The 23,225-nt window shown below is 72.9% G+C and carries 21 protein-coding genes; 6 read left to right on the forward strand and 15 right to left on the reverse strand.

The window, feature by feature from the left end; translation table 11 throughout:
- Nucleotides 1-144 precede the first annotated feature (144 nt).
- The 6 genes from ACZ7LT_RS34275 (at nt 145) to ACZ7LT_RS34300 (ending at nt 6,411) form a co-directional block, all read left to right on the forward strand.
- Nucleotides 145-1,167: a universal stress protein gene (locus tag ACZ7LT_RS34275; protein WP_471240008.1), complete on the forward strand. Its 1,023-nt coding sequence runs from the start codon at nt 145-147 to the stop codon at nt 1,165-1,167.
- A gap of 245 nt (nt 1,168-1,412) precedes the next feature.
- On the forward strand, nt 1,413-2,279 hold the full coding sequence (locus ACZ7LT_RS34280; protein WP_471240009.1) for an alpha/beta hydrolase: 867 nt from the start codon (nt 1,413-1,415) through the stop codon (nt 2,277-2,279).
- 98 nt (nt 2,280-2,377) lie between these two features.
- Nucleotides 2,378-2,974 carry a hypothetical protein gene (locus ACZ7LT_RS34285; RefSeq protein WP_471240010.1) on the forward strand — a complete coding sequence of 199 codons (597 nt, stop codon included), beginning with the start codon at nt 2,378-2,380 and terminating at the stop codon, nt 2,972-2,974.
- Between the two features lie 11 nt (nt 2,975-2,985).
- Nucleotides 2,986-4,014, forward strand: coding sequence for an MsnO8 family LLM class oxidoreductase (locus ACZ7LT_RS34290; protein WP_471240033.1), 1,029 nt, complete (start codon nt 2,986-2,988; stop codon nt 4,012-4,014).
- A gap of 114 nt (nt 4,015-4,128) precedes the next feature.
- On the forward strand, nt 4,129-5,073 hold the full coding sequence (locus ACZ7LT_RS34295) for an RNA polymerase sigma-70 factor (protein ID WP_471240011.1): 945 nt from the start codon (nt 4,129-4,131) through the stop codon (nt 5,071-5,073).
- Between the two features lie 135 nt (nt 5,074-5,208).
- Complete coding sequence (locus tag ACZ7LT_RS34300) at nt 5,209-6,411, forward strand: NAD(P)/FAD-dependent oxidoreductase (protein ID WP_471240012.1); 1,203 nt, start codon at nt 5,209-5,211, stop codon at nt 6,409-6,411.
- A 127-nt stretch (nt 6,412-6,538) separates the two neighbouring features.
- Here ACZ7LT_RS34300 and ACZ7LT_RS34305 read toward each other — a convergent pair whose 3' ends face one another.
- The 15 genes from ACZ7LT_RS34305 to wecB all read right to left on the reverse strand — a co-directional run bounded on the left by ACZ7LT_RS34305 (nt 6,539) and on the right by wecB (nt 22,916).
- Nucleotides 6,539-7,906: a cytochrome P450 gene (locus tag ACZ7LT_RS34305; RefSeq protein ID WP_471240013.1), complete on the reverse strand. Its 1,368-nt coding sequence runs from the start codon at nt 7,904-7,906 to the stop codon at nt 6,539-6,541.
- 40 nt (nt 7,907-7,946) lie between these two features.
- The gene (locus ACZ7LT_RS34310; protein ID WP_471240014.1) at nt 7,947-8,804 is read right to left on the reverse strand and encodes a class I SAM-dependent methyltransferase; all 858 of its coding nucleotides are present in this window, start codon (nt 8,802-8,804) and stop codon (nt 7,947-7,949) included.
- A gap of 6 nt (nt 8,805-8,810) precedes the next feature.
- A complete protein-coding gene (locus ACZ7LT_RS34315; RefSeq protein ID WP_471240015.1) occupies nt 8,811-9,572 on the reverse strand; it encodes an alpha/beta fold hydrolase in 762 nt (253 codons plus the stop codon).
- A complete protein-coding gene (locus ACZ7LT_RS34320) occupies nt 9,569-10,231 on the reverse strand; it encodes a LysR substrate-binding domain-containing protein (RefSeq protein ID WP_471240016.1) in 663 nt (220 codons plus the stop codon). The genes ACZ7LT_RS34315 and ACZ7LT_RS34320 overlap by 4 nt, the downstream gene beginning before the upstream one ends.
- The gene (locus tag ACZ7LT_RS34325; protein WP_471240017.1) at nt 10,224-11,003 is read right to left on the reverse strand and encodes a DUF6182 family protein; all 780 of its coding nucleotides are present in this window, start codon (nt 11,001-11,003) and stop codon (nt 10,224-10,226) included. Before ACZ7LT_RS34325 ends, ACZ7LT_RS34320 begins: the two co-directional genes overlap by 8 nt.
- Complete coding sequence (locus ACZ7LT_RS34330) at nt 11,000-12,154, reverse strand: hypothetical protein (RefSeq protein ID WP_471240018.1); 1,155 nt, start codon at nt 12,152-12,154, stop codon at nt 11,000-11,002. The genes ACZ7LT_RS34325 and ACZ7LT_RS34330 overlap by 4 nt, the downstream gene beginning before the upstream one ends.
- Nucleotides 12,151-13,599, reverse strand: coding sequence for an NAD(P)/FAD-dependent oxidoreductase (locus tag ACZ7LT_RS34335; protein WP_471240019.1), 1,449 nt, complete (start codon nt 13,597-13,599; stop codon nt 12,151-12,153). The genes ACZ7LT_RS34330 and ACZ7LT_RS34335 overlap by 4 nt, the downstream gene beginning before the upstream one ends.
- Complete coding sequence (locus tag ACZ7LT_RS34340; protein ID WP_471240020.1) at nt 13,599-14,462, reverse strand: class I SAM-dependent methyltransferase; 864 nt, start codon at nt 14,460-14,462, stop codon at nt 13,599-13,601. Before ACZ7LT_RS34340 ends, ACZ7LT_RS34335 begins: the two co-directional genes overlap by 1 nt.
- 36 nt (nt 14,463-14,498) lie before the next feature.
- On the reverse strand, nt 14,499-16,175 hold the full coding sequence (locus tag ACZ7LT_RS34345) for a GH3 family acyl-acid amido synthetase (protein WP_471240021.1): 1,677 nt from the start codon (nt 16,173-16,175) through the stop codon (nt 14,499-14,501).
- Nucleotides 16,162-16,824 (reverse strand): hypothetical protein, encoded by a 663-nt coding sequence (locus ACZ7LT_RS34350; protein WP_471240022.1) that lies wholly within the window; start codon nt 16,822-16,824, stop codon nt 16,162-16,164. The genes ACZ7LT_RS34345 and ACZ7LT_RS34350 overlap by 14 nt, the downstream gene beginning before the upstream one ends.
- 225 nt (nt 16,825-17,049) lie before the next feature.
- Entirely contained in the window at nt 17,050-17,829 is a 780-nt protein-coding gene (locus ACZ7LT_RS34355; RefSeq protein WP_471240023.1) for an alpha/beta fold hydrolase, read from the reverse strand.
- A 219-nt stretch (nt 17,830-18,048) separates the two neighbouring features.
- Nucleotides 18,049-19,299 carry an acyltransferase family protein gene (locus ACZ7LT_RS34360; protein ID WP_471240024.1) on the reverse strand — a complete coding sequence of 417 codons (1,251 nt, stop codon included), beginning with the start codon at nt 19,297-19,299 and terminating at the stop codon, nt 18,049-18,051.
- 361 nt (nt 19,300-19,660) lie between these two features.
- Nucleotides 19,661-20,938: an FG-GAP repeat domain-containing protein gene (locus ACZ7LT_RS34365; protein WP_471240025.1), complete on the reverse strand. Its 1,278-nt coding sequence runs from the start codon at nt 20,936-20,938 to the stop codon at nt 19,661-19,663.
- Nucleotides 20,939-20,973: 35 nt separating this feature from the next.
- Nucleotides 20,974-21,720 carry a hypothetical protein gene (locus ACZ7LT_RS34370; protein WP_471240026.1) on the reverse strand — a complete coding sequence of 249 codons (747 nt, stop codon included), beginning with the start codon at nt 21,718-21,720 and terminating at the stop codon, nt 20,974-20,976.
- Complete coding sequence (gene wecB / locus ACZ7LT_RS34375; RefSeq protein ID WP_471240027.1) at nt 21,720-22,916, reverse strand: non-hydrolyzing UDP-N-acetylglucosamine 2-epimerase; 1,197 nt, start codon at nt 22,914-22,916, stop codon at nt 21,720-21,722. Before wecB ends, ACZ7LT_RS34370 begins: the two co-directional genes overlap by 1 nt.
- Nucleotides 22,917-23,225 lie beyond the last annotated feature (309 nt).

Consider the following 23,225-nt stretch of genomic DNA (forward strand, 5'->3'; position numbering starts at 1 on the left):
TCGGACCGGCGCCGCGCCTGACCCCCCCGATCCCTCCGGGGCCCCATGCCGCCGCGTGCGGCCGGAGACCGTCTTCTCCGGCCGTACGCGGCACCTTTGCGCCCGGCGTGCCCAATCCGGCGTTATGCCGGGAATGCTCCGTTCATGAACGATGAGCAGACGCGCATGGAGTCGGTCGTGGTGGCCGTGGACGGGTCCGAGCACAGCCTTCTGGCCCTGGAGTGGGCGGTGAGGGCGGCGGGGCTGCTGTCGGCCTCGCTGGTGGTGGCGCATGTGCTGCCCGAGGACCTGCAGGTGGGGCTCGCCCGGATCCGGTCGCTGGGGCAGGATCCGCAGATCGCCGACCCGGTCCTGGAGACGGTGAAGGGCTCGCTCGAACAGCGGGCCGGGCAGCTGCCCGTACGGTACGTGTCGCTGGAGGGGTCCGTCGCCGACGCGCTGACACAGGAGGCGCGTGGGGCGGGGATGCTGGTGGTCGGCTCGCGGGGGCGGGGCGGGTTCGCGAGTCTGCTGCTGGGCTCCACCAGCCGGGCGCTGGCCGCCACGGCGCCGTGCCCCGTCGTGGTGGTGCCGCACGAGGCACGTACCCCGAAGGGCACGGCCAGCAGCCCGGAGAGCGGCGGCGCCGAGGGCGGCCGGGAGAGCCAGGAGAGCCAGGAGGGCCGGGAGGGCCTTCGGAGCGCGGAGGGGCTGGGCGGGCGGGTGCTGCTGGGGCTGCATCCGCAGGAGACCCATGACGACGTCGTCGCGTTCGCATGCGTGATGGCCGAGCTGTTCGGCGGGGGTCTGGAGGTGGTGAGCGCCTATCCGGTGCCGCCCTCGCCGATGCTGCTGGTCGGGGCGCCGGCGCCGACGATGCCGCTGCCGGAGATGGCCGAGGAGGACTATTCGGAGCTCGCCCGGCAGACGGTCAGGCAGCAGGAGGAGCGCCTCGCGCCGCACGCCGCGCGCCATCCGCATCTGCCGCTGTCGCCGGTGGTCGTCCCGGCGGACGCGGCCGCGCAGCTGGTGGCCGACGCGGCCGGCGCCGCGCTGGTGGTGGTGGGCCGTCACCATCGCCACCGCGCCGGGCACCGGCTGCTGATGGGGTCGGTGGCCCACGCGGTCCTGCACCACGCCCCCTGCCCCGTCGCGGTCGTCCCGGCCGCCGGGGAGAGCGGAGGCTGACCCGGCCGTCCGTCGTCCGTAACGCCGGTTCGGTGCGTCTTGGGCAGGTCCACTGCCCTTCGGCGGGACCTTTCGGCGCGGGGGTCTTGTTCCAGGAAGTGGAGTGGGTCGGAACCCGCCGGCCGCACACCCGGATGCCCCTAAGGGTGGTCATGTCATGACCAGTCACGACAGGGCACTGGTTGCGGTCGGCGGGCAGGCGCAGGATCTCTTCCAACCGATCCTGGAAGAGGGAGAGAGCGACCATGCCGAATGCCGCGGTCAGCAGTTCAGACGCCGTCGAGTGGCAGCCCGTGCGGGTGCCCGCGGCCACGCACGAGGTGCCCGGGCGGGTGTTCCTTCCCCGGGGCGGGCACCGCGGCTGGCTGGTGTGGGCGCACGGCGGGAGCTGGCGCAGTGGCTCGGTGGCCGGCTGGCACCAGGCGTGCGCGGACCTGGCGCTCCGCTCCGGATGCGCGGTGGTCAGTGTCGAGTACCGGCTCGCGCCGGAGCACCCGCACCCGGCGGCGCTTGAGGACGTCCTGGCGGTGCTGGACTGGGCGCAGGAGCGGTCTGCGGCCGAGGGGCTCGGGCCGGTGAGTGTGGGCGGGGACAGTTCGGGCGGGACGATCGCGGCCGGCGCGGCGGTGGTGTGGCGGGATACGGGGCGGGAGCTGAGGGCGCAGGTGCTGGCCTATCCGCCGATGGATCCGTCCTGCCGGGGCGCGTCGTTCACGCGGTTCGTCAACAACTTCCCCACCCGGGAGGGGCTTGCGCAGGCGTGGCGGGACTACCGCGGGACACGGGTGGTGCCGGGGATGCCGAGCACGCCGTTCGAGGTGGCGGATCTGTCGGGTCTGGCGCCGGCGATCGTGGGGGTGGGCGAGTTCGACGCGGTCGCCGACGACGTACGGGAGTTCGCGCGGCGGCTGTCGCAGGCGGGCAATGACGTGGCCTTCCGTGAGTTCCCGCGGATGATGCACGGCGCGTTCCTGCAGATGTCGGAGCACCGGCCGGGCGCCGACCCGTATCCGCTGCGGGCGTTTTTGGGCGGCACGCTGCGGGAGCGGCTGGCCGGCGTGGTAGCGCCGCCCGCACCACAGGGTCAGGGTCCCGGGGCGCGCTCCGTGTAGCCGCCCGCCCGGGGGCCCGGGGGGTGAGGGCGCCCGCTCGCAACTCCCCCCTTCTTGTTCCGTTCCGTTTCCCCTTGTTCTTGTCGACTGGAGATCTGATGAACACGACCACGTCCACTCCGGCGCCCGCGGCGGGCCCGGCCACGGCCCATGTGGGGTCCCTGCTGCGGCACTTCGGTGACTTGCGCGACGGTACGCACGGGGAGGTGAGCTCGCGCAGGGACAAGGAGGCCGTGTTCGCGGCGACGGTGCCGCTGCTGGACCCCTATGCGCGGCAGGTGCTGGCGGAGATGAACACGCAGCTGCTGCATGACACCGGTGAGGTGCAGACCGGCGGGGTGCAGCGGACGCCGGACGGGTCGCTGGTGGCCCGGTGGGCGCTGACGTGGCCCGAGCAGCGGGAGACAGGTATCGAGCCGATCAGTCTGATCGCGTACTTCGGGCGGGGTTTTCACCATCCGCATCTGCGCGGGGCGACGGTGGCGGAGTGGCCGCTGAATGTGTTCACCGACGAGCAGGCGGCGGCCGAGGTGCCCACGCTGCGGGCGATCGCGGCGGCCGATCTGCACAACCTGGTCTTCCAGCGTGACTTCCGGATCGTGCCGGAGGTGGTGCGCCCCCTCGACGGGCATGCGAGGCCCGCCGGTCCGCACAGCGTGTTCGGCGTCAACGGTGTGAAGGATGAGGACAAGTGAGCGTGAGCGGGATGAGTGACGTGTACGGGGCGGACGAGCAGGGGCTGGGTGCGGGGCGGCTGCGGCTGCGGCTGTCGGTGCTGGACCAGTCGCCGATCGGTGAGGGGTTCAGTGCCGGGCAGGCGCTGGGCGCGTCGGTGGCGCTGGCGCAGGCCGCCGACGAGCTGGGCTACACCCGCTACTGGGTGGCCGAGCATCACCACTCCCCCGGTTTCGCCGGGACCGCGCCGGAGATCCTGGCCGGGGCTCTGCTGGAGCGCACGCGGCGGCTGCGGATCGGTACGGGCGGGGTGCTGCTGCCGCGCTACGAGGCGGTGAAGGTGGCCGAGGTGTTCCAGGTGCTGGCCTCGCTGCATCCGGGCCGGGTGGATCTGGGGATCGGGCGGGCCGGTGGGCCGGCGGCGCAGTTCCCGCAGCAGGTGGCCCAGGTGCGGGAGTTCCTCGGTCTGGACGGGCCCGGCAGTGCTGGGGGGCCGGACATGTGGCTGCTGGGGGCCGGGACGCGGTCGGCGCAGCTGGCCGGGCGGCTGGGCACGCATTTCGCGTTCGCGCACTTCCTGGCGCCGGCTCCCGGGGTCACCGCGATGGAGACCTTCCGCAACGAGAGTGCCGCGGCTCGGCCGGGCGCGGGGGGCGGGGGTGCGGCGCTGGCGGTGCGGGTGGTGAGCGCGGACACGGCCGCCGAGGCGGAGGATCTGGCGCAGAGTGTGCTTCTGTGGCGCAGCCGTAAGGACTTGGGGCTGGATCTGCCGCTGCCGTCGGTGCAGACGGCCCGCTCGCACCGCTGGAGCGGGCACGAGCTGGAGCGGGCGGCGGTCAACCGGCGTTCGCTGGTGTTCGGCACGCCCGAGCAGGTGCATGCGCGCCTGACGCGGCTGGCCGCGGAGCACGGTGTGTCGGAGGTGGTGGTGAACACGCTGACGCACGATCCGGCCGACCGGCTGCGGTCGTACCAGCTGCTGGCCGAGGTGTTCGACCTGCCGCGCGAGGGTGGCCCCTTGCCCGCGGCGCCGGTGGGCGTGGAGCCGGCGGTGGTGTGAGCCGCCGCTGATGCGGAACCGGCCCGGGCCGGGCCCCTGTGAGGGAGGGGCCCGGCCGGGCCGGCGCCGTATCTGCCGGCCCGGGCCGGAGTGGGGGCGATTAGGATCGCGGGCATGGTCCTGATCATGAGTGACGTCGACCGGTTCGAGGCTGCCAGGCCCCGGCTGGAGGCCATGGCGTACCGGCTGCTCGGCTCGGCGAGTGAGGCGGAGGATGCCGTGCAGGAGACGTACCTGCGCTGGCAGGCGGCCGACGTCGAGCGGATCGAGGTGCCTGAGGCCTGGCTGACGAAGGTCCTCACCAACTTCTGCCTCAACATGCTCACTTCGGCACGTGCCCGGCGTGAGACGTACGTGGGACGGTGGCTCCCCGAGCCGCTGCTGGCCGGGGACCCGATGCTCGGCCCGGCCGACACCGCCGAGCAGCGCGAGTCGGTGTCGTACGCCGTCCTCGTCCTGCTGGAGCGCCTGTCGCCGAACGAGCGGGCGGTGTACGTGCTGCGGGAGGCCTTCGACTACCCGCACCGGGAGATCGCCGAGATCCTGGAGATCACCGAGGCCGCCAGTCAGCAGATCTTCCACCGGGCCAAGAAGCACGTCGCGGACGGCAAGGCGCGCACCGAGATCGACGAGGCCGCCGCCCGGCGGATCGTCGAGGAGTTCCTGGCCGCGGCGACCAGCGGCCGTACCGAACCCCTCGTACGCCTGCTCACCCAGGACGCCGTCTCGGTCGGCGACGGCGGCGGGAAGGTCCCGGCGCGCGCGAAGGCGTTCGAGGGTGCGCGCGCGGTCGCGACGTTCCTGCGCGGCATGTTCAAGCCCAGCGACGCCAAGCGGGCGCACATCGGCGGCGCGCCCGACATCTACGCCACGACCGCCAACGGCGAGCCCGCCATTGTGGCGGTCGTGGACGGCAGGGTCGTCGGGATCACGTGCCTGGAGGTCACCGCGGAGGGCATCGTCGCGATCCGCAGCCAGGTCAACCCCGACAAGCTCGTCCGCGCGACCGGGCAGTGGGCTGCCGCCGGCCACGGGGAGCCCCCGCTCCACACCCTCTGACCCAACCCCTGCGACCCCTCCGACCTGGTGTGACGTGCTTCACATCCTGATCCTGTCAGGAAATGCCGGGCTGCCCGGTTCAAGAGGCGAAACCGCGAAGACAGCGGCGGAACCCTCGCAGACTGGAGCAGGCCCATGCAGCACCGCATCGTCGTCCTCGGAGCCGGCTACACCGGAGCCACCGTCGCCGGCCGCCTCGCCCGGCGGCTGCACCGCGAGGACGTCACCATCACCCTCGTCAACCCCGAGCCCGACTTCGTCGAGCGCGTCCGGCTGCACCAGATCGCGGCCGGCCAGGACCTCAGGCCCCGGCCGTTCAGTGAGATGTTCGCGGGCACGGGGGTGGCCCTGAAGCTCGCGAAGGTCACCGCCGTGGACGTGGACCGCAAGACGGTGACCCTCACCGCCGCGCACGGCCCCGGGCAGGAGGAGGTGGAGTACGACACCCTGGTCTACGCCCTGGGCAGCGGCTGGAACGACGGGGGCGTCCCCGGCGCCGCCGAGCACGCCCACGAGGTCTCCAGCCGCCCCGGCGCGCTGCGCCTGCGCGAGCGCCTGGCCGCCCTGGACGCCGGCCGGCCCGTGGTCGTGGTCGGCGGCGGCCTGACCGGCGTGGAGGCCGCGACCGAGATCGCCGAGGCCCGCCCGGACCTGGCCGTCGCCCTGGCCGCCCGCGGCGTGCTGGGCGACTGGCTCTCCGACAAGGGCCGCGCCCACCTTCGGAAGGTGGTGGACAAGCTCGGCATCACGGTCCACGAACACACCGCGGTCACCGCCGTGGAGGCGGACGGCGTGCGGACGGCCGACGGTCGGAGCGTCCCCTCCGACGTCACGGTGTGGACCACCGGCTTCGCCGTCCACCCGCTCGCCCGGGCCACCACCCTGCAGACCACCGACCGCGGCCAGATCATGGTCGACGCCACGATGCGCTCGCTCTCCCACCCCGAGGTGTACGCCGTGGGTGACGCCGCGATGGCGATCGGCCCGAACGACAAGCCGCTGCGCATGTCGTGCGCCTCGGGCGTCCCCATGGCCTGGCAGGCCGCCGACGCCCTCGCCGCCCGTCTCGCCGGCATCAAGGTCCCCCACGTCCCCATCCGCTACTTCCAGCAGTGCGTCTCACTGGGCCGCAAGGAGGGCCTGACCCAGTTCGTCACCGCCGACGACCGAGCGGTCGAGCGCGCCATCACGGGCCGCGTGGCCGCCATCTACAAGGAACTGATCGTCAAGGGCGCGGCCTGGGGCGTCGCCAACCCGACGGTGGGCATGCCGTCGCGGCGCCGGCGGGTCGTACGGCAGGAGACCCCCAGCGCTGTGCGGGCGCAGGCGGCGGCCTGACCTCGCCCGCGCGGAACTGCCGGTATCGGCCGACGTGGTGAGCGCGTCGGCCGATACCGGCAGTTCGGCTTTGGCGCCCCGGCCTGGACACCGGGCGGGAGCCGGGGTTGATCCGGGTGGCGGGGTGTCAGCGGGGGGTGGGGATGAGGGGGAGGTGGCTGACGTGCGGGAGGGAGCTGTTGGCTTCGCGGATGGTGGTGCCCGGGGCGATGCGCAGGTGCCAGCGGGCGGCGAGGGTGGCGAGCGCGGTGGTCATGAGGGTGAGGGCGAGGTGTTCGCCGATGCAGCGGTGGGGGCCGGTGCCGAAGGGGAAGTAGGCGCCGCGGGGACGGTCGGTGCCCTGGTCGGGGCCGGCGCGGTCGGGGTCGAAGGTGTGGGGGTTGTCGTAGAGGTCGCCGGCGCGGTGCATGGCGCGGGGGCTGTAGCCGATTTCTGAGCCGGCCGGGACGCGGATGCCGGCGAGGGTGACGTCGGTGACGGTGCGGCGGGTGAAGAGCATGGGGGCGTGCAGGCGCAGGGTCTCGTCCAGGACCTGGCGGGTGAAGGTGAGCTGGGGCAGCTTCGCGTAGGTGACGGGGCCGCGGGCGAGGACCTGGTCGGCTTCGTCCTGGAGGCGGCGCTGGACGTCGGGGCGGGTGGCGGTTTCGAAGACGGCCCAGTTGAGGGAGGTGCTGGTGGTTTCCAGGGCGGCGAACAGCAGCATGAGGAACTCGGCGCGGATCTCGGTGTCGCTCAGCGGCCGGCCGGTTTCGGGGTGGACGCTGCCGATCAGGGCGTCCAGGACGTCGTGGCCCTCTTCCAGGGGTCCTTCGGCGCGGCGTTCGCGGATGAGGGTGTCGACGGTGGTGTGGAAGCGGCCTATCTGGGCGGTGAAGCGGCGGTTGGCCGGGGTGGGCAGGCGGGTGAGGGCGTCGGGGAAGACGGTGCGGGCGAGCAGGCGGCGGGCGATGGCGTAGAGGGTGTCGCGGATGTCGCTGACGGTCTGGGCGGGCAGCTGGGTGGTGAACAGGCAGCGCAGGACGACGGCGGCGACCAGGTCGGACATCTCTTCGTCGGCGGCGATGACGGCACCCGGGCGCCAGGCGCCGATTCGGGCTTCGGTCTCCTGGGTGATGGCGAGGGCGTGGTCGCGTACGGCGCGCCGGTTGAAGGCGGGTATGAGCAGGCGGCGTTGGTGCTGGTGGGGATGGCCGCTGGAGGCGATGAGGGGGTTGCCGAAGTTCGCGGCGAGGCGTTCGAAGAACCGGCCGCGTTCGAAGGTGGTGGTGTCGACCTGGATGCGGTGGACCAGGGCGGGGTCGTTGGCGAGGTAGAGGCGGATGGGGCCGAAGCCGATCCGTACGAGGGGGTCGGTGGTGCGGGTGGATTCGAAGAAGGACAGGGGGCGGCGCAGCAGGGCGGGGGCGTGGCCGATCAGGGGGAGGTGGCCGGGGGCGGGCGGGGCGGGGTTGGCGACGGCGTGGAGCCGGGCGGGCGGGGCGGTGGCGGTGGCCATCGGCGGACTCCTTGAGAACAGGCCCGGAAAAAAGGGGGGGTCAGGGGGTGGGGACGGTGGCGGTGGCGAGGACGTTGCCTTCGCTGATGTAGCCGTCGGGGTGGTTGAGGGGGTGGTGGGGGTCGGTGGGGTCCAGGAGGTAGCGCTGCCACTGCCGGCTCAGGCCGAGGTCGAGGGCTTGGCGGGCGAGTTGGGCGCAGGCGGTGGTGTAGAAGGCGTGGGCGTCGGCGGTGAGGGGGGTGTGGTGCTCGATGAGGAGGGTGTGCTGGGTGATGTCGGTGAGTCCGGCGGTTTTGAGGTGGCGGTAGGTGTCGCGGGTGCGCAGGAGCTGGCGGGCGTAGCCGGGCTGGGCGGCGGCGGTGCGGAAGAAGTCGGTGAACAGGTAGGGGTCGGTGGGGCGTGCGGTGATGAGGTGGGCGTCGAGGTCTTTGATGGTGATCGTGCCGCCGGGGCGGGTGACGCGGGTGAGTTCGGTGAGGGCGGCGGCCAGTTCGGTGTCGTCGAGGTACTGGGTGGTGTTGGAGCACCAGACGGCGTCGAAGGTGTGGTCGGGGTAGGGCAGATTGAGGAGGGTGGCCTGCTGGATGTCGACGGGGCAGGGCAGGCCTGTGGCGCGGGCGGCTGTCAGGGCGGTGTTCTCGGGGGCGAGGTCGACGGCGGTGATACGGCCGGTGGGGCCGGTGCGGTCGGCGAGGGCGGGCAGGAAGTCACCGGCGCCGCAGCCGGCGTCCAGGATGTGCTGGCCCGGGCCTAGGGGGGCGCGGTCAAGGAGGTCGAGGTAGGGGCCGTGGCAGGCGCGGAAGTGGGTGTCGACGATGTGGTGGTGGGTGAAGGAGAGGCCGGTGGAGGTGGTGTGGCCCCAGGCGGCGTGGTCGTTGCGTACGCGGTCGTTGAGCATGGCGGCCTAACGGGTCCTCTCCAGCAGTGCGCGCAGGTGGCGGGTGACGGCGTCGGGGGCTTCCAGGGGCGGCAGGTGCCCGGTGGCGTCCAGGGTGATCAGCTCGCCGTCGGGCAGGGCGGCGGCGGTGTGGGCGGATTCGGCGGCGGTGACCAGGCCGTCTTCGGCGCCGTGGATGACCAGGGCGGGGACCTGGGTGGCGGCGAGGGTGGCGGTGGCATCGGCGCGGTCGGCGATCGCGTGCTGTGTCCAGGCCAGGGCGGCCGGGTCGGCGGCGTGGGCCTGGGTGAGGGTCTGGGCGAGGAGGTGGGGGTGGCGGGTGCGGGTGGTGGGGCCCAGGAGCAGGGGTGTGGTGCGGTCGATGACGGCGGGGCCGGTGGCGGGGTCCTGGACGAGCTGGGCGAAGTGGCGGCGCTGGGTGCGTGTTTGGGGGGTGTCGGCGGTGGCGCGGGCGGAGATCAGGGCCAGGGCGCGGGTGCGGCCGGGGTGGCGGGCGAGGAAGGCCATGGCGGTGTAGGCGCCGAGCGAGCAGCCGGCGAGGACGGCGTGGGGGTGGCCGTGCTCATCGAGGAGGCGGGCGAGGTCGTCGGCGGCGGCGGTAAGGCTGGGCGGGTCGTCGCCGAGGGGGGTGGTGCCGAAGCCGCGCTGGTCGGGGGTGAGGACGTGGTGTCCGTCGGCGCGCAGGGCATCGGCCTGGGCCTGCCACATGGCCGAGGTCAGGGACAGGGCGTGGAGCAGGACGATGGGCTGGGGGCGGGTGGCGGTCACCGGGTGGCTTCCTGTTCGGCGGCGGTGAGGTAGCGCGCGACGTGGCCGGGCAGGCTCTGGCCGCGGGCCCAGGCCAGGGCGACGGGGGCGGGCGGCAGGTCGTGGACGGGCACGACGCGGACCCCTGGCGGGGCGACGTCGGCCAGGGAGAGCAGGGAGAGGTGGGCGGCCTGGCCGTCGGCGACGAGTTTCATCATGGCCGCGATGTCGCCGGTCACATGGGTGCGGCGAAGGGGCCGGCCGGTGGGGGTGTACGGGGGGACGACCTCGTCCCATACGTAGTCGGGCAGGGTGCCGGGGGGTTTGCCGAACAGGTCCAGGCCGGCGAGGTCTTCGACGGATACGGCGCTCTCGCGGGCCAGGGGGTGGCTGTCTGCGACGACGACGGCGCGGGGGTCGCAGGTCAGGACGCGGCTGAGGGCGATGTCGCTCTCGCGCAGCGCGAACTTGACGATCATGAGGTCGAGGGTGCGGGTGCGGATGCCGTCGAAGGGGTCGGTGATGTCGTACGGCAGCGGCTGGGCGGGGACGTGGGAGGCGGCGGCGAGGCGGGTGAGGGTGTCGGCGACCTTGGCCGAGCCGTGGTAGCCGAGGCGGACCACGGCAGGACCAGGACCAGGACCAAAACCGGGGCCGGGGCCGGGGGTGGTCTCAGGCATGCGGGGTCTCCTCGGTGAGCGCGGCGGCGGCGTGCAGACGGCCGGCGGTGTGGGGGGTGGCGGGGTGGGGGGTGATGCGCCAGGCGGCGAATGAGGGGCCGGTGGCGGTGGTGGTGAGGGTGGGTTCCTGGATGAGGGTGAGGCGGTCGCCGCCGGTGATCAGGCCGTCCATGACGGCTTCGGCGAGCAGGTGGTTGAGGTGGACCAGGGCCTGGGCGAGGGTGCAGCCGGCGGTGGCCAGGTGGAGGCGGCGGTGGCGGGGCGGGCGGGTGGGGCGCCGGCCGGGCGGGGTGGGGATGGTGATGAGGGTGGGGGGCCGGGCGGGCAGCCGGGCGGGGGCGTCGAAGAGTTTCAGCAGCCGGCGCAGGGGTGCGGTGGTGGCGGCGGGGCCCGGGGCGGTGTAGGCGAGGGCGGCGGCGGGGTCGGTGTGGGCGAAGGTGAAGCGGTGGCGCAGGTTTGCGGGGTTGCCGGCCAGAAAGACGGTGCGGGTGAAGTCGCGGCGCCAGGCGGTCTGCTGGGCTTCGTCGAGGCCGGCGGTGTAGGCGCAGGTGGCGGCGGCGAAGGCGGGCAGGTCGAGGTGGCGTACGACGACGGCGGCGAGCGTGGTGGTCTCTTCGCTCTGGTCGGCGATGGTGTGCTGGGCGGCGGCCAGACCGGTGGGGGTGGTCAGGTCGTGGCGGCGGGCGAGGTCGGGGCGGGCGGCGGCCAGGCGGGTGGCGACGCGCCGGCGCAGCTGCTCCTGAACACCCGGCGCGGAAGGGGCGGTGGTCACAGGAACACCCCTGTGAGCAGGTCGGCCGGTGGGGCGGGGCGGCGTTTGCCGAGGAGGGCGGAGGTGAGTTTGTAGGGGTCGAGGTGGGTGGTCTCGCGGCGGTGGCGTTCCAGCAGGGCGGGCAGCTGGTCGCCGGCGGCGGGGGCGGCGGCGTCCAGGAGGCGTATGGCGCGGGTGAGGCACTGGTGGAGCAGGTCGGGGCGGAAGGACTGCTGCTGGCCGGGGCCGAGGACGGCGATGAAGTAGAGGCGCATGCCCAGGCGTACGGCGTCGTCGCTGTGGTGGTCGCCGGCGGCGTCGAGGAGGGCGGCGGCGTGGGTGTGCTGCCAGTCGCCGTGGCGGGCGGAGCGGATGTGTCCGTCGATGGGGACGCGGCCGACGGGGACGCGGTGGACGGTGGGGCCGAGGTGGGTCAGGACGCGTTCGAGGAGCTGGTAGTCGGGGTCGAGTTCGGGGTCGTAGAGCAGGACGATCTCGTCGAAGCCGGGGGCGAGGGGGATGAGTTCGCGCAGTGCGCAGGCGAGGTAGTTGGGGCGGCCGTCGGGGGTGACGATTTTGCGCAGGGGCAGGCCGTGGCGGGTCAGGTCGAGGTGGACGGGGCCGCCGTAGCGGCGCAGGTCCAGGCACATGCCGGCGTCGGTGAGGTACGTGAGGGTGTCTTCGAGGCCGAGGCCGGGGGGCTGGTGGAGGGTGAGTCCGGGGTCGGTCAGGCCCAGGCGGCGGTAGTGGCCGGCCCACAGGTCGAGGATGCGGGCGGAGGCGGGGTGGACCCAGCCGTGTTCGGCGGCGTCCGCGTAGGGGCGCAGGGCGTGGGCGGTGGGGCGCTGGGTCTGGGCGCGGAAGGTGACGTAGTGGGCGCCGATCTCGGTCTCGGTGGCGTGGGTGTAGTCCATGTCGCCGAGGGTGCGGTCGAGGAACTCCCAAAAGCCCAGGGTCTGTTCGGTGGGGTGGTAGGTGGTGTGGCTGTAGCGGTAGGTGACGGGGGCGAGGTGGCGGGTGGCCCGGTACATCACGTCGGTCCACAGCAGCCCTTTGAGGTGGCTGGGGGTGAGGGGTTTGGAGGGGGTGATGGTGATGGGGGCGAGCAGGACGCGCGGGGCGGTGGAGGCAGGGGTGTGGGGGCGGGGCGGGGCGAGGGGCTGGGTGGTCACCGGGCGGCTCCTTCGGCGGCGGTGACCAGGCGGACGAGGTCGGCGCGGGTGGGGCCGGCGGGCCGGGACGGGGCGGCGGGGGCGTGCTGGATGCGGGTGAGGAATTTGTCGTCGAGGATCTCGGCGGGGGTGGCCAGGGTCATCAGCATCCGCGTCAGTCCGCGCCAGACGGTGCCGTCGCTGCGGGCGGCCTGCGCGATCTGGGCCATCAGGCGGTCGGTGTCGCTCAGGGGCGGGGGCTGGGTGCCGGTGACGGCGGCGCGCCAGCGGGCGATGCGCAGGCGGTCGGCGTGGGCGGCGTGGGTGTACCAGGGGGTGTAGAGGGTTTCGGCGAGGCGGGCGGCCGCGCGGGCGGTGGCCGTGGCGGCGGGGTCGTGGGCGGCCAGCAGGTCGGCCAGGGCGTAGGCGTGGGCGAGGGCGAGGGACATGCCGCGGCCGAAGAGGGGGTTGGTGATGCAGGCGGCGTCCCCGACGGGGAAGAGACCGGCGAGGGGTTTCTGGCGGGTGGTGGCGTTGCCGCGCAGGGTGTTGGGCGGTGCGGTGATGGCGTGGACGGGCGAGAGGGGCTCGCTGATGCCGTCTTCGAGCCAGATCGTCAGGCCGGGGGTGGCGCGGGCGGCGGCGGTGAACCCTTCGGGGGTGTTCAGGCCGGCCAGGGCCCGGTCGCCGGGGAGGGTGGCGAGGGCGATGGAGAAGGTGTCGCCGTCGCCGGGGTGCAGGACGCCGGCGTAGTGGTCGAAGATGTCGCCGGCGGCGTTGCCGCGTCCGAGCGGGCCGGGCCGCTGTGAGGTCAGCAACCGGTAGAAGCGGGTGTGGCCGGTGAGCCCGGAGGGGCAGGTGTGGTCCTCGGCGAGGGGGATGCCGGCCTGGGCGAGCCAGGCGCGGGAGGCGGCGCGGCGGCCGGTGGCGTCGATGACGATGCGGGCGGGCAGCCGCGTGCCGTCGCTCGTGCGGACCGCCTCGACACGATCGCGGTCGCCGTGGAGGTCGAGGGCGACGACGGTGGTGGCGGGTCGCAGGGTGATGCCGGGGGTGGTGCGGGCGGCCTGGTGGAGGACGTGTTCGAGGGTGGGGCGGCGGCAGGCCAGGGCGGTGAGGTCGTCGTCGCCCATCTCCCGGGCGGTGTCGGTGGCGCCGGGCGGCAGGGCGTCGGTGAGGTCGAGCAGGTGGGCGCCGGCGGCTTGGGCGGCGGCCAGGACGTGCGGGGCGCGCTGGGCCAGGGTGCGCACGCCGAGCGAGGTGAGGGTGTGGGAGTGCGCGCCCTGGGGGACGGTGGGGCGGCGGGTGAACCAGGTGCCGTCCCGCGCCGGGTCGGCGGGCGGCGCCGGCGGGGCGTCGGCGCGGTCCAGGACGGTGACCGGGTGGCCGGCGGCGGCCAGGGCGAGGGCGGTGGCGAGGCCGGCGATGGAGGCGCCGGCTATGACGGCGGGGGCGGCGGGGGTCATCAGCGCCGCCGGCCGTGGACGAAGAACACCCGCCGTACGCCGGTGATGTCCCGCGGGGGTACGGCATCGGGCCAGCGGCCGAAGTCGGCGCCGTCCTCGCCGGGCTGCAGGGCGCGTACGGAGTATCCGTAGGTGGAGAAGAGGGCTTCGGGCTCGTCGGTGCCGAACAGCCAGGGGCAGCCCCAGCCGGCGAACACGTCGAGCAGGCCGCGCATGTGGGGCAGGGTGAGGGCGGCGGTGTTGACGATGTCGGCGGCGATCCGGCTGCCGGGGGCGCTGATGGCGGCCACCCGCTCAAGGATGCGGTGGGTGTCGGCCTCGGGGATGTAGTAGAGGAGTCCTTCGAGCAGCCAGGTGGCCGGGATGGTGGGGTCGTATCCGGCTGCCTTGAGGTCGGCCTCCCAGTGGGGTGAGGTGAGGTCGACGGCGACCTTGCGGTGGTCGGCGCGGGGGCGGGCGTCGGTGGTGGCGAGGCGTTCGTCCTTGTAGGCGAGGACGGCCGGCCGGTCGACCTCGAAGAACCGGATGCGGGCGGGCCAGTCGAAGCGGTAGGCGCGCGAGTCCATGCCGGCGGGGGCGAGGACGATCTGGGTGGTGGTGGGGTCGGCGGCGGCCTGCTGGAGGTAGTCGTCGAAGAAGCGGGTGCGGATCGCGTTGTAGTCCGGGGTGGAGGGCAGGGTGCGTGCCTGGCCGGGCGGGAAGGTCGCGGCCCGTACCTCGGCGAGGAGTTCGGGGCCGATGTCGCCGGCGAGGGCGGCGGCGTAGGGGTCCTGGTAGAGGCTGTCGGGGCGGCGGGTCTCGGCGGCGCGCAGGGCGGCGGTGAGCAGGGCGGTGCGCTCGACGGCGTCCAGGGATGTGGTCATGGCGTACGGGGTCCTTCCCTAAAGGGCGATACGAGGTCAGGGGGTGGTGGGGGTGGTGAGGCGGTTCCAGGCGGCGGGGTCTGGGCGCAGGAGGCGGTCTTTGACCTGGGTGGGGCGGATGCCGGAGGCGACGGAGGTGATCCAGTCGTCCTGGAAGGCGTGCGGGGCAAGGAGTTGCAGGGTGCAGGGGGTGAGGCGGCCTGCGCGGCGGGCGGTTTGGTAGCCGGCGCTCTCGCGGGCGAGATGGGTGTCCAGCAGGGCGGTGAAGGTGGCTTGTTCGTCGCTGCTCCAGCGGGTGCGGGGGGCGAGTGCGAAGTGGTAGCCGGGGACGGGGTCGCCCTGGGTGCGGCAGGCGGCGCCGCGGATTTCCAGGCCGGTGGCGGCGAGGGAGGCGGCGAGGGCGCGGATGATGTGGGCGTCGCGGAGGTTTTCGCCGGCGACGCTGGAGCGGGTGGAGCGGCCGGTGTATTCGAGGCGGGGGATGCCGCCGACGCGGTCGGCGACGCGGACGACGTCGCCGACGGCGTAGCGGTAGAGGCCGCCGACGTGGCTGAAGACGACGTGGTAGTCGCGGCCGGGTTCGAGTTCTTCGGCGGTGAGGGTGGCGGTGTCGGGGGCCAGGGGGGTGTCGGCGTCGGCGAATTCGTGGACGGCGGCGGTGACGACGAGGCTGCCGGCGGTGGGGTGGCGGTCCAGGGCGACGCCGACGGGGCCTTCGGAGGCGGCGACGGGTGCGGGCAGGGCGGTGACGCCGGGCCCGAACTCCTCGCGCAGCCGCGGCAGATACAGCGATGCCATCGCGGTGGTCCAGCAGAACAGGGCCCGCATGTGGGGCCAGATGTGGGCGGGCAGGATCCGCTCGTGGCGGTGGGCGAGGCGTTCGAGAGCGGCGGCGCGCTGGGGGTTGGGGGCGCGGTGGGGCAGCCCGCCGAGGGTGCCGTCGCGGATCTCCTTGACGATCCGGTCCCACCACAGGTTCAGCTGGTGCGGCAGGGCGGCGATCATGGCCGGGTTGATGCCGATGACGCAGCGGACGTCGGCCTCGGCGGCCAGCCGCAGCCGCAGGTACATCTTCTCCAGGTGCGCTGCGGGGTCGACGTTCATGGGGAGGGTGGCCCAGTGGGCGCCGGTGCCCGGTTCGGCGGAGAGCGGTTCGCCGAAGCGGGTGCCGAAGTCGACCTGGCTGGCGCCGACGTGGGGGCGGCCCGAGGCGGTGGTGGGCGGGGCGGCGAGTGGGTCGTGTTTGAGGTTGAGGACGGCGTCGGGGTGGGCCAGCACGTCGGGGAAGTGCTCGATGAGCGGGGCCCAGGCGGCGTAGTAGAAGGGGAAGAAGGTGGTGCGCATGAAGCGGGGGGTGACTGGGATCTTCTTGTGGGCGCCGGTGGAGCCGCTGGAGGTGAAGTAGAGCGCGGGCTGGTCGGCGCTGAGTACGCCGCTCTCCCCCGCCGCGGCGCGTTCGATCCACGGTTCCAGGGCGGTGTAGTCCTGCACGGGGACGGCTTTGCGGAAGTCGTCCAGGGTGCGGATACGGGCGAAGCCGTGCCGGGTGCCGTAGTCGGTTGCGGCGTTGAAGGCGAGCAGGTCGGCCAGGACCTTGTTCCGGTGTGCGGCGGGGTCGGTGAAGGCGGCTTTGAGGCGGGCGCGTTCGGCGAAGACCCGTTCGCGGTAGCGGCGGATGCGGTCGGGGTGGGTCCATGTGTCAGCCGAGTTCATGGTCGATCACCTTCTGTATCGCCTGGGCGGTGGCGTCGGGGTCGGTGTGTTCGTCGACGACGGTGACCGGGAGGTGGGCGATCTCGTCGTGCATGGTCTTGGCGAGGTCGTCCTGGTAGCGGGTGAAGCCGTCGAGGGTGGGGCGTGGGCCGTAGTACTCCAGGCGGTTGAGGGCGCGGCCGTGGCCGGCGCGGCGCCAGGCGCTTGGGGGGCTGACCTGGAGGTAGATGACCCGGCGTGGCTGGGGGAAGCTGCGCCACCAGGTGAACAGGGAGTTGTCGCGGGCGCCGGCGAGGCGGCATTTGGCGAGGAGTTTGTAGTAGTAGGAGTCGACGACGGCCGGGGCGCTGGGGTCGCGCAGGATCTCGTCGCGCAGGTGGACGGCGGCGGTCTGGAGCAGGGTGGCCAGGAAGTCGGGCGAGTAGGCCTGCTCGTTGGCGGCGACGTCCTTGACGACGTCGCGGCGCAGCCGGGTCAGCAGCTGGTGCTGGGGGCCGAGGAAGTCGTCGTCGGTGGACAGGGCGCGGCGCCGGGGTGCGGCGCCGGCCGCATCGGCCGGGCCGGCTTGGCGCAGGCGGGCCATCGCCGTCGACTTTCCCGCGTAGTCGGCGCCCAGCAGGACGAGGAAGTCGGGGGCGTGGGCCGGCATGGGGCATCGCTCCTTGGAAGGCGGGATTGTGGGCGGCTGTCGCCGAGGTTACGAAAGGCGGTGTCCGGACCTCGGGTAAGCCGCTGGTATGTGCCGAGACCTCGGCAACTTGCACAGATCGGGCGGCGGGGGGTCACGGGGGGAAACGGCGAGGAGGGGGTGCGCGGGCCCTTGTCGGGTCTGCGCACCCCCTCCCCCGCGTTGTTCTCCTGCGGGCCGGGTGATTCAGGAAAGGAACTGGTTGATCAGGTCGGCGAGTTCTTTGGGCCGCTCGTGCAGCGTGTTGTGTCCGCAGTCGAGTTCGGCGTAGTGGCTGTTTGGTATCGAGGCGTGCAGTTCGCGGGCGTGGTGGACGGGGACGACGTGGTCGAGGGCGGCGCCGACGACGAGGGTCTGGGCGGTGATCTTGCCGAGGCGGTCGCGGATGTCGACGGTGAGGTCGAGGTCGATCTGGCGGCGGGCTCCTTCGGTGGGCTGGGAGGCGGCGTACATGTCGGCGAGCTGGTCGGTGCTGTGGGCGGCGAGGTGGGCGGGTGAGTGGGCGAAGAGGGTGATGAACTCCTCGTAGGAGGCGGGGTCGAGGTCGGCCAGGCGGCGCCAGAGGGTGAAGAAGGCCTGCTGGCGGGGGTCGTCGTTGCGGGCCCAGCCGCCGATGAGGATCAGGCGGCGTACGAGGCCGGGGTGGGCGGCGGCGGTGGCCGCGGCGATCACGGCGCCCAGGGAGCTGCCGGCGAGGTCGACGGGCTGGTCGGTGGTGGCGCGGGCGGTGGCGGCGATCTGCTCGACGAGCAGGTCCAGGGTGAGCTCGCCGCCCTCGGGCAGGGGGCTGTCGCCGCTGCCGGCGTAGTCGGGGGTGATGAGGGTGTGGTGGTCGGTGAGCAGCGGGGCCAGGGCGGAGAAGTTGGACTGGGAGTCGGCGGTGGAGCCGTGGACGAGCAGGAGGTGGGGGCCTTTTCCTTCGGTGCGGTAGTGCACCTCGGTGCCGTGGGTGAGGACGACGGACATGACGGGCCTTTCTCGCCGGGGCGGAAGGGGAGGGCTGCGGGCTCGGGGGGCGGGGCTTGGGGCGTAGGGGGTTACGGGGCCGGGGCCGGGCGGACGGGGGCTCGGGGGACTGGGAGGCGGGTGGGCTTGTGGGGCTGGGGGTTGGGGCGGGTGGGGCGTAGGGGCTTGCAGGGGCTGGGTGGTGGGGCGGGGGCCCGGGTGGACGGGCCCCCGGGTGGGTCAGGCGCGGGGGGCGGTGGTGGTCAGGGCGGGCTCGCGGTCGGCTGCCGGGGCAGGGGTGGCCTGGGCGGTCGCTGTGGCGGCGGTCTTCGCGGCCAGTTCCTTGCGGCTGCGGCTGAAGCGGCGCATGGCGGGCATCTCGATGTACCGGTAGAGCAGCCAGCCGCCGAGGAGGGAGGCGGCGAAGAAGCCGGCGACGGTGAGCAGGGCGACCGGGACGCTGTAGGTGTTCTCGCCGAGCAGGGAGCGCAGGTAGAAGATCGTGACGCCCTGGACGAGGTAGAAGCCGAAGGAGACTTCGCCGAGCCAGACCATGACGCGGCCGCGCAGGCGGGTGGGGCGGCCTTCGACGTCGGCGGCGGCGACGGAGCCGATCAGGGCGCTGACCGGGATGATCGTGGCGACGACGAAGCCGTACTGGAACGGGACGATCAGGGCGGCGCCGTAGCCGATGACGGCCAGGGCGATGGAGGGGGCTATGCCTATCGCGCGGGGCCAGCGGCCGGCGAGGACGATCCGGGCGAGGAGGATGCCGAGGACGAACTCGAAGACGCGGCCGGGCGGGAAGAGGTAGCCGAACCAGAACTGCAGGTCGGATATGGGGGTGATGGCGGACTTCGGGGTGGCGGGGACGAGGTGGGTGGCGATGAGCTGGACGCCGACCATGCCGGCGACCATCAGGCCGGACCACAGCCACAGGCGCTTCTCGGCGATCTTGCGGATCGGGACGATGAGCAGCGGGAAGAGCATGTAGAAGAGCAGCTCGCTGCCGAGGGACCAGGTGGGCGGGTTGACGCTGAGGTTGATGGCGGGCTGCGGGAAGAACGTGTGGAGCAGGAAGAGGTTGGGGAGCCACTGGCCGACGCTGGTGATGCTCGCTCCGGCGAACAGGATCATCGCGGCGGCGAAGACCACGAGGTGGTTCGGGAAGATCTTCATGATCCGGCGGCGCCAGAAGGCGGTGACCTTCTCGCCGGGCTTCGCGGCCCAGGCCAGGACGAAGCCGGAGAGGACGAAGAAGAACGAGACGCCCATGTAGCCGGCCTTGCCGAAGGCGGTGGAGAAGAAGTCGGCGATGGAGGTGTCGGCGAACGGGTTGATCGGGGCGTTCGGCGGGATCGGGGAGTCGGTGAGGGAGGCGTGGAAGAAGAAGACGAGGAGGGCTGCGAAGAAGCGCAGGCCGGTCAGGGAGGGGAGTTTGGCTCGCTTGGCCGAGGTGGCCGCGGCGGCGGCGGAAGCGGGCGTGGACATGGTGTGGGGAGACCTTCCGGGTGTGGGCGCTGGAGCGGTGCTCCGGCTTCGAGTGGGGCGGGGCGGTGGGGCGGTGGGGGGTGTGGTGCGCATGGGGGGCTGAGGCAGCAACAAGGAGGGGTGGGGCGGGAGTTGACCGGGGGTTGCAGGGTGCTGGCGGGGGGTGGGGGCTGGGTCTGGGGTTGGCGGGGGTGGTGGGGCGGGGGCGCGGTGTGAGGGGCGCGGGCCCGGCGGGCGGCGGGTGTGCCGGTGGGCCGGGGGCCGGGGCGGTGACCTGGCGGGCGGCGGGTGTGCCGCGGGGCCGGTGCGGTGGGGCCGGGGGCCGGGGGCGGCCCGGTGGTGGGGCCGCCCCGGCCGGGGGTTAGTCGCTGTCGGCCTGGGTGCCGGTGTCGATCTGGTTGCGGTAGAGCATGAGCTTGGCGTCCTTGGCGACGTAGTAGTTCTGGACCGAGTAGGCGATGGTGGCGAAGTCGAGGCGGCCGTCGCCGTTGAAGTCGGCGGTGGCGATGCGGGCGACGGATTCGTCGGAGACCCGCCACTTGGCCCAGACGCCGTTTTTCAGGTCGATGGCCTTGTAGTACATGACTCCCTGCCAGGGCCACGGGCCGCGCAGGGCGACGAGGAACTCGTCCTCGCCGTCGCCGTCGAAGTCGGCGGTGACGATCTGGTGTCCGGGGCCTTCGCCGTTCTCGTTGGGGTCGCCGTAGACGTCGAGCAGGACGCGGTTCCATTCGACGTCGCCGGCCGGGCCGTCGGTGGCCTTGGTGTAGACGGCGACGGTGTTGCCGTGGAAGGGCTCGATGGCGGCGACGTAGGCCATCGGGTCGTCGCCGATGCGTCCGGCGTTCAGGTCGCCGCTGCCGCGGAAGCCGGTCTGTTCGAACTGGGTGACCTCGCCGGTGCCGATGAGCTTGCGGATCCATTCCTTCTTGTGCTCGTCCCAGTAGAGCCAGGTGACGCCCTCGTCGGAGGCGAGCAGGAGGGATTCGAGGTCGGAACCGGGGATGAGGCCCTTCTTCTTCTCGGCGCCGTGGATCATGCGGAAGTGGCTGTCGTCGACGATCGTCATGGGCCATTCCTCGGCGGCGTGGACGTCGTCGGGCTGGGTGAACATGACGACCGGCAGGACGGCGTGGACGTCTTCCTTGGCGACGATGGGGAAGCCGACGATCTCCAGGCGTTCGGTCTGGGTGAAGTAGCCGGCGCGCAGGCGGTGCATGCCGGTGGCGCGGCCGACGTAGTGGCGCTTCCAGCGGGACTCGTCCTTGTCGGGGTGGCCCGGGTTCTCCAGCCAGTCGATCTTGCCGCCTTCGGTGTTGGCGTCGTGGATGGTGCCGATCGGGCCGTAGAGGTCGTAGCAGACGATGATGTCGGGGTGGCCGTTGCCGGAGACGTCGGCGAAGTCGGCTCCGACGGGCATCTTGATGCGGTCGGCGACCAGGCGGCGGGTGAAGTTCTCGTCGTTCTGGTACCAGTAGATCTCCCCCAGGCGCAGGCCGTAGCCGAACAGGTCGGGGCGGCCGTCGCCGTCGATGTCCGGGGACTCCAGCCAGTAGCCGTCGCGCAGCTGGTCGGCGACGACCTCGGCGGTGAACTTCGGGGAGCGGAAGGTCGACAGGTCGTTGTTGGTGCTGGTCATGGCGGGTCTCTCCTGAGGTGTGGGGTGGGGCTGGGTCAGCGGGCGTGGAACTCGAGGGCGAGCCAGAGGGCGTCGGTGTCGGCGTAGTACTGGTGCCAGGGGTAGTGGTAGGTGCCGTCGGGGCGGGTGGAGCAGAACGGGTCGGGGGTGGTGTAGCCGGGGGCCATGCGGATGTCCTCGTAGCGGGTGGCGGGGTCGTCGGCGGTGAATTTCTGCATCCGGCCCAGGCCCTGGATCTGGGTGTGGACTTCGATGAAGTCGTGCTGGTTGTGGATGAGGCAGTCGGTGCCGGCGGGGGCGTACCAGAGGTTGACCTTGAGGTCGAAGGGGCGGATGTCGGTGGGGGCTTCGGTTTCCTTGAGGAGGTGGGCGGGGTCGAGGTGGAGGGTGGCGGCGGTGTCCTGGGGGCTGGTGAACAGGGGTGTGGTGGTGGGGAATCCGGTGGGGTTTCCCTCGTCGGCGAGGCGGTCGGTCAGGTGCTGCCAGCCGGCCTCTTGGGTGATGGCGTCGGTGGGGTGGGCGTCCAGGCCGGTGGCGGGGCGCAGGATCAGGAGGGTGTCGGCGTGTTCGATGCGGGTGTTGGCCAGGACGGTGGAGGTCAGGGGCTCGATCGCCTTGCGGGGGGTGTGGCCGAGGGGGACGGGGTGGGGGGTGGGGTTGATGACGATGGCTTCGGGGCCGATCACGTAGTCCTTGGCGTTGCGGACGACGGTGGCCTGCACGGCGGGGCCGCTGAAGGCCAGCTCGCGGGTGTGGCGGGTGGTCGTCAGGTCGGTGGTCATCAGGTCCTCGCGTAGGCGGAGGTACGGGCCAGCTCGACGGAGAGCTCGTCGACGGGGGTGGCGGGGACGAACGGCTCGGGGGCCGGGCCGTCGCCGAAGTAGTGGGCGATGGCGGCCACCGTGCGGGCGGTGGCGCGGCCGTCTCCGTAGGGGTTGGCGGCGGTGGCCATGCGCAGGTAGGCGGCGGGGTTGCGCAGGAGTTCGGTGGTGGCGTCGACGATGCCGGCGGTGGTGGTGCCGACCAGGCGGGCGGTGCCGGCGACGACGGCCTCGGAGCGTTCGGTGACGTCGCCCAGGACGAGGGTGGGCTTGCCGAGGGCGGGGCCTTCCTCCTGGGAGCCGCTGGAGTCGGAGACGATGATGTCGGCGCGGCGCATGAGCTTGGAGAAGGCCAGGTAGGGCAGCGGGTCGACGACCGTTATGTTCGGGTGCGCGCCGATGATGGGGAGCATCGCCTCGCGGACGACGGGGTTGCGGTGCAGGGGGACGACGACGCGGGTGTCGGGCTCGTCGGCGATCTGGGCGAGGGCGGCGGCGATGTCCGGCAGGTGCGGCCAGGCCTCGCGGCGGTGGGCGGAAGCGAGGATGACGCGGCGGGGGTCGGTGTCGAGGTCCTCGATGGCCGCGTCGCCGTAGGTCTCGGACTGGTCGCAGGCCCATTGCAGGGCGTCGATGACGGTGTTTCCGGTGACGACGATCGTGTCCTGGTCGATGCCTTCCCGCAGCAGGTTGGAGAGGTTGCCCGGGGTCGGCGCGAGGTGCAGGGCGGCGACCTGGGCGACCAGGCGGCGGTTGCCCTCCTCGGGGAAGGGGGAGCCGAGGTGGCCGCTGCGCAGTCCGGCCTCGACGTGGATGACGGGGATGCGGTGGTGGAAGCCGGAGAGGGCGGCGGCCAGGGTGGTGGCGGTGTCGCCGTGGACGAGGACGGCCTCGGCGGCGGTGTCCTTGAAGTGCTCTCCAAGGCCGCGCAGGGAGCGGTAGGTGACCTGGGAGAGGGTCTGCTTGGGGGCCATGACCTCCAGGTCGATGTCCGGCTTGAGGCCGAACGCCTCGAGGGTCTCGTCGAGCATCTGGCGGTGCTGGCCGGTGGAGATGACGACCGGGTCGAAGCGCGGGTCGTCCTGCAGGGCGCGGATGACCGGGGCGAACTTGATGGCCTCGGGGCGGGTGCCGAGGACGACGGCGACAGAGCGCATGGGAAGGTCTCGCTTTCTTGGGTGGGGAGGGCCTCAAGAGGGCCGAGGTGGCGGTGATGGCGCCTGATGGGGGGTGGTCCGTGATGCGGGTGGTGCCAGTGGTGCGGGTGTGCTTGTGCTGGGGCTTCGTCGCCCCGGGATGGGCGTGTGCGGTGGCCGCCTGCGGAGCGCCGGCCCCGGGCGGGGCGGCTGGGCGGGATACGCGGGTGGTTCTCAAGTCCTTTGCGGGGGGCTGGTGTTGGGCTCCTGTGCCCCTCTCGCTGATAGATATCTTTCCCGTGAGATAGATGTGCGTCAACGCTGTGCAGA

The sequence above is a fragment of the Streptomyces sp. NPDC039465 genome (genome assembly GCF_055639315.1).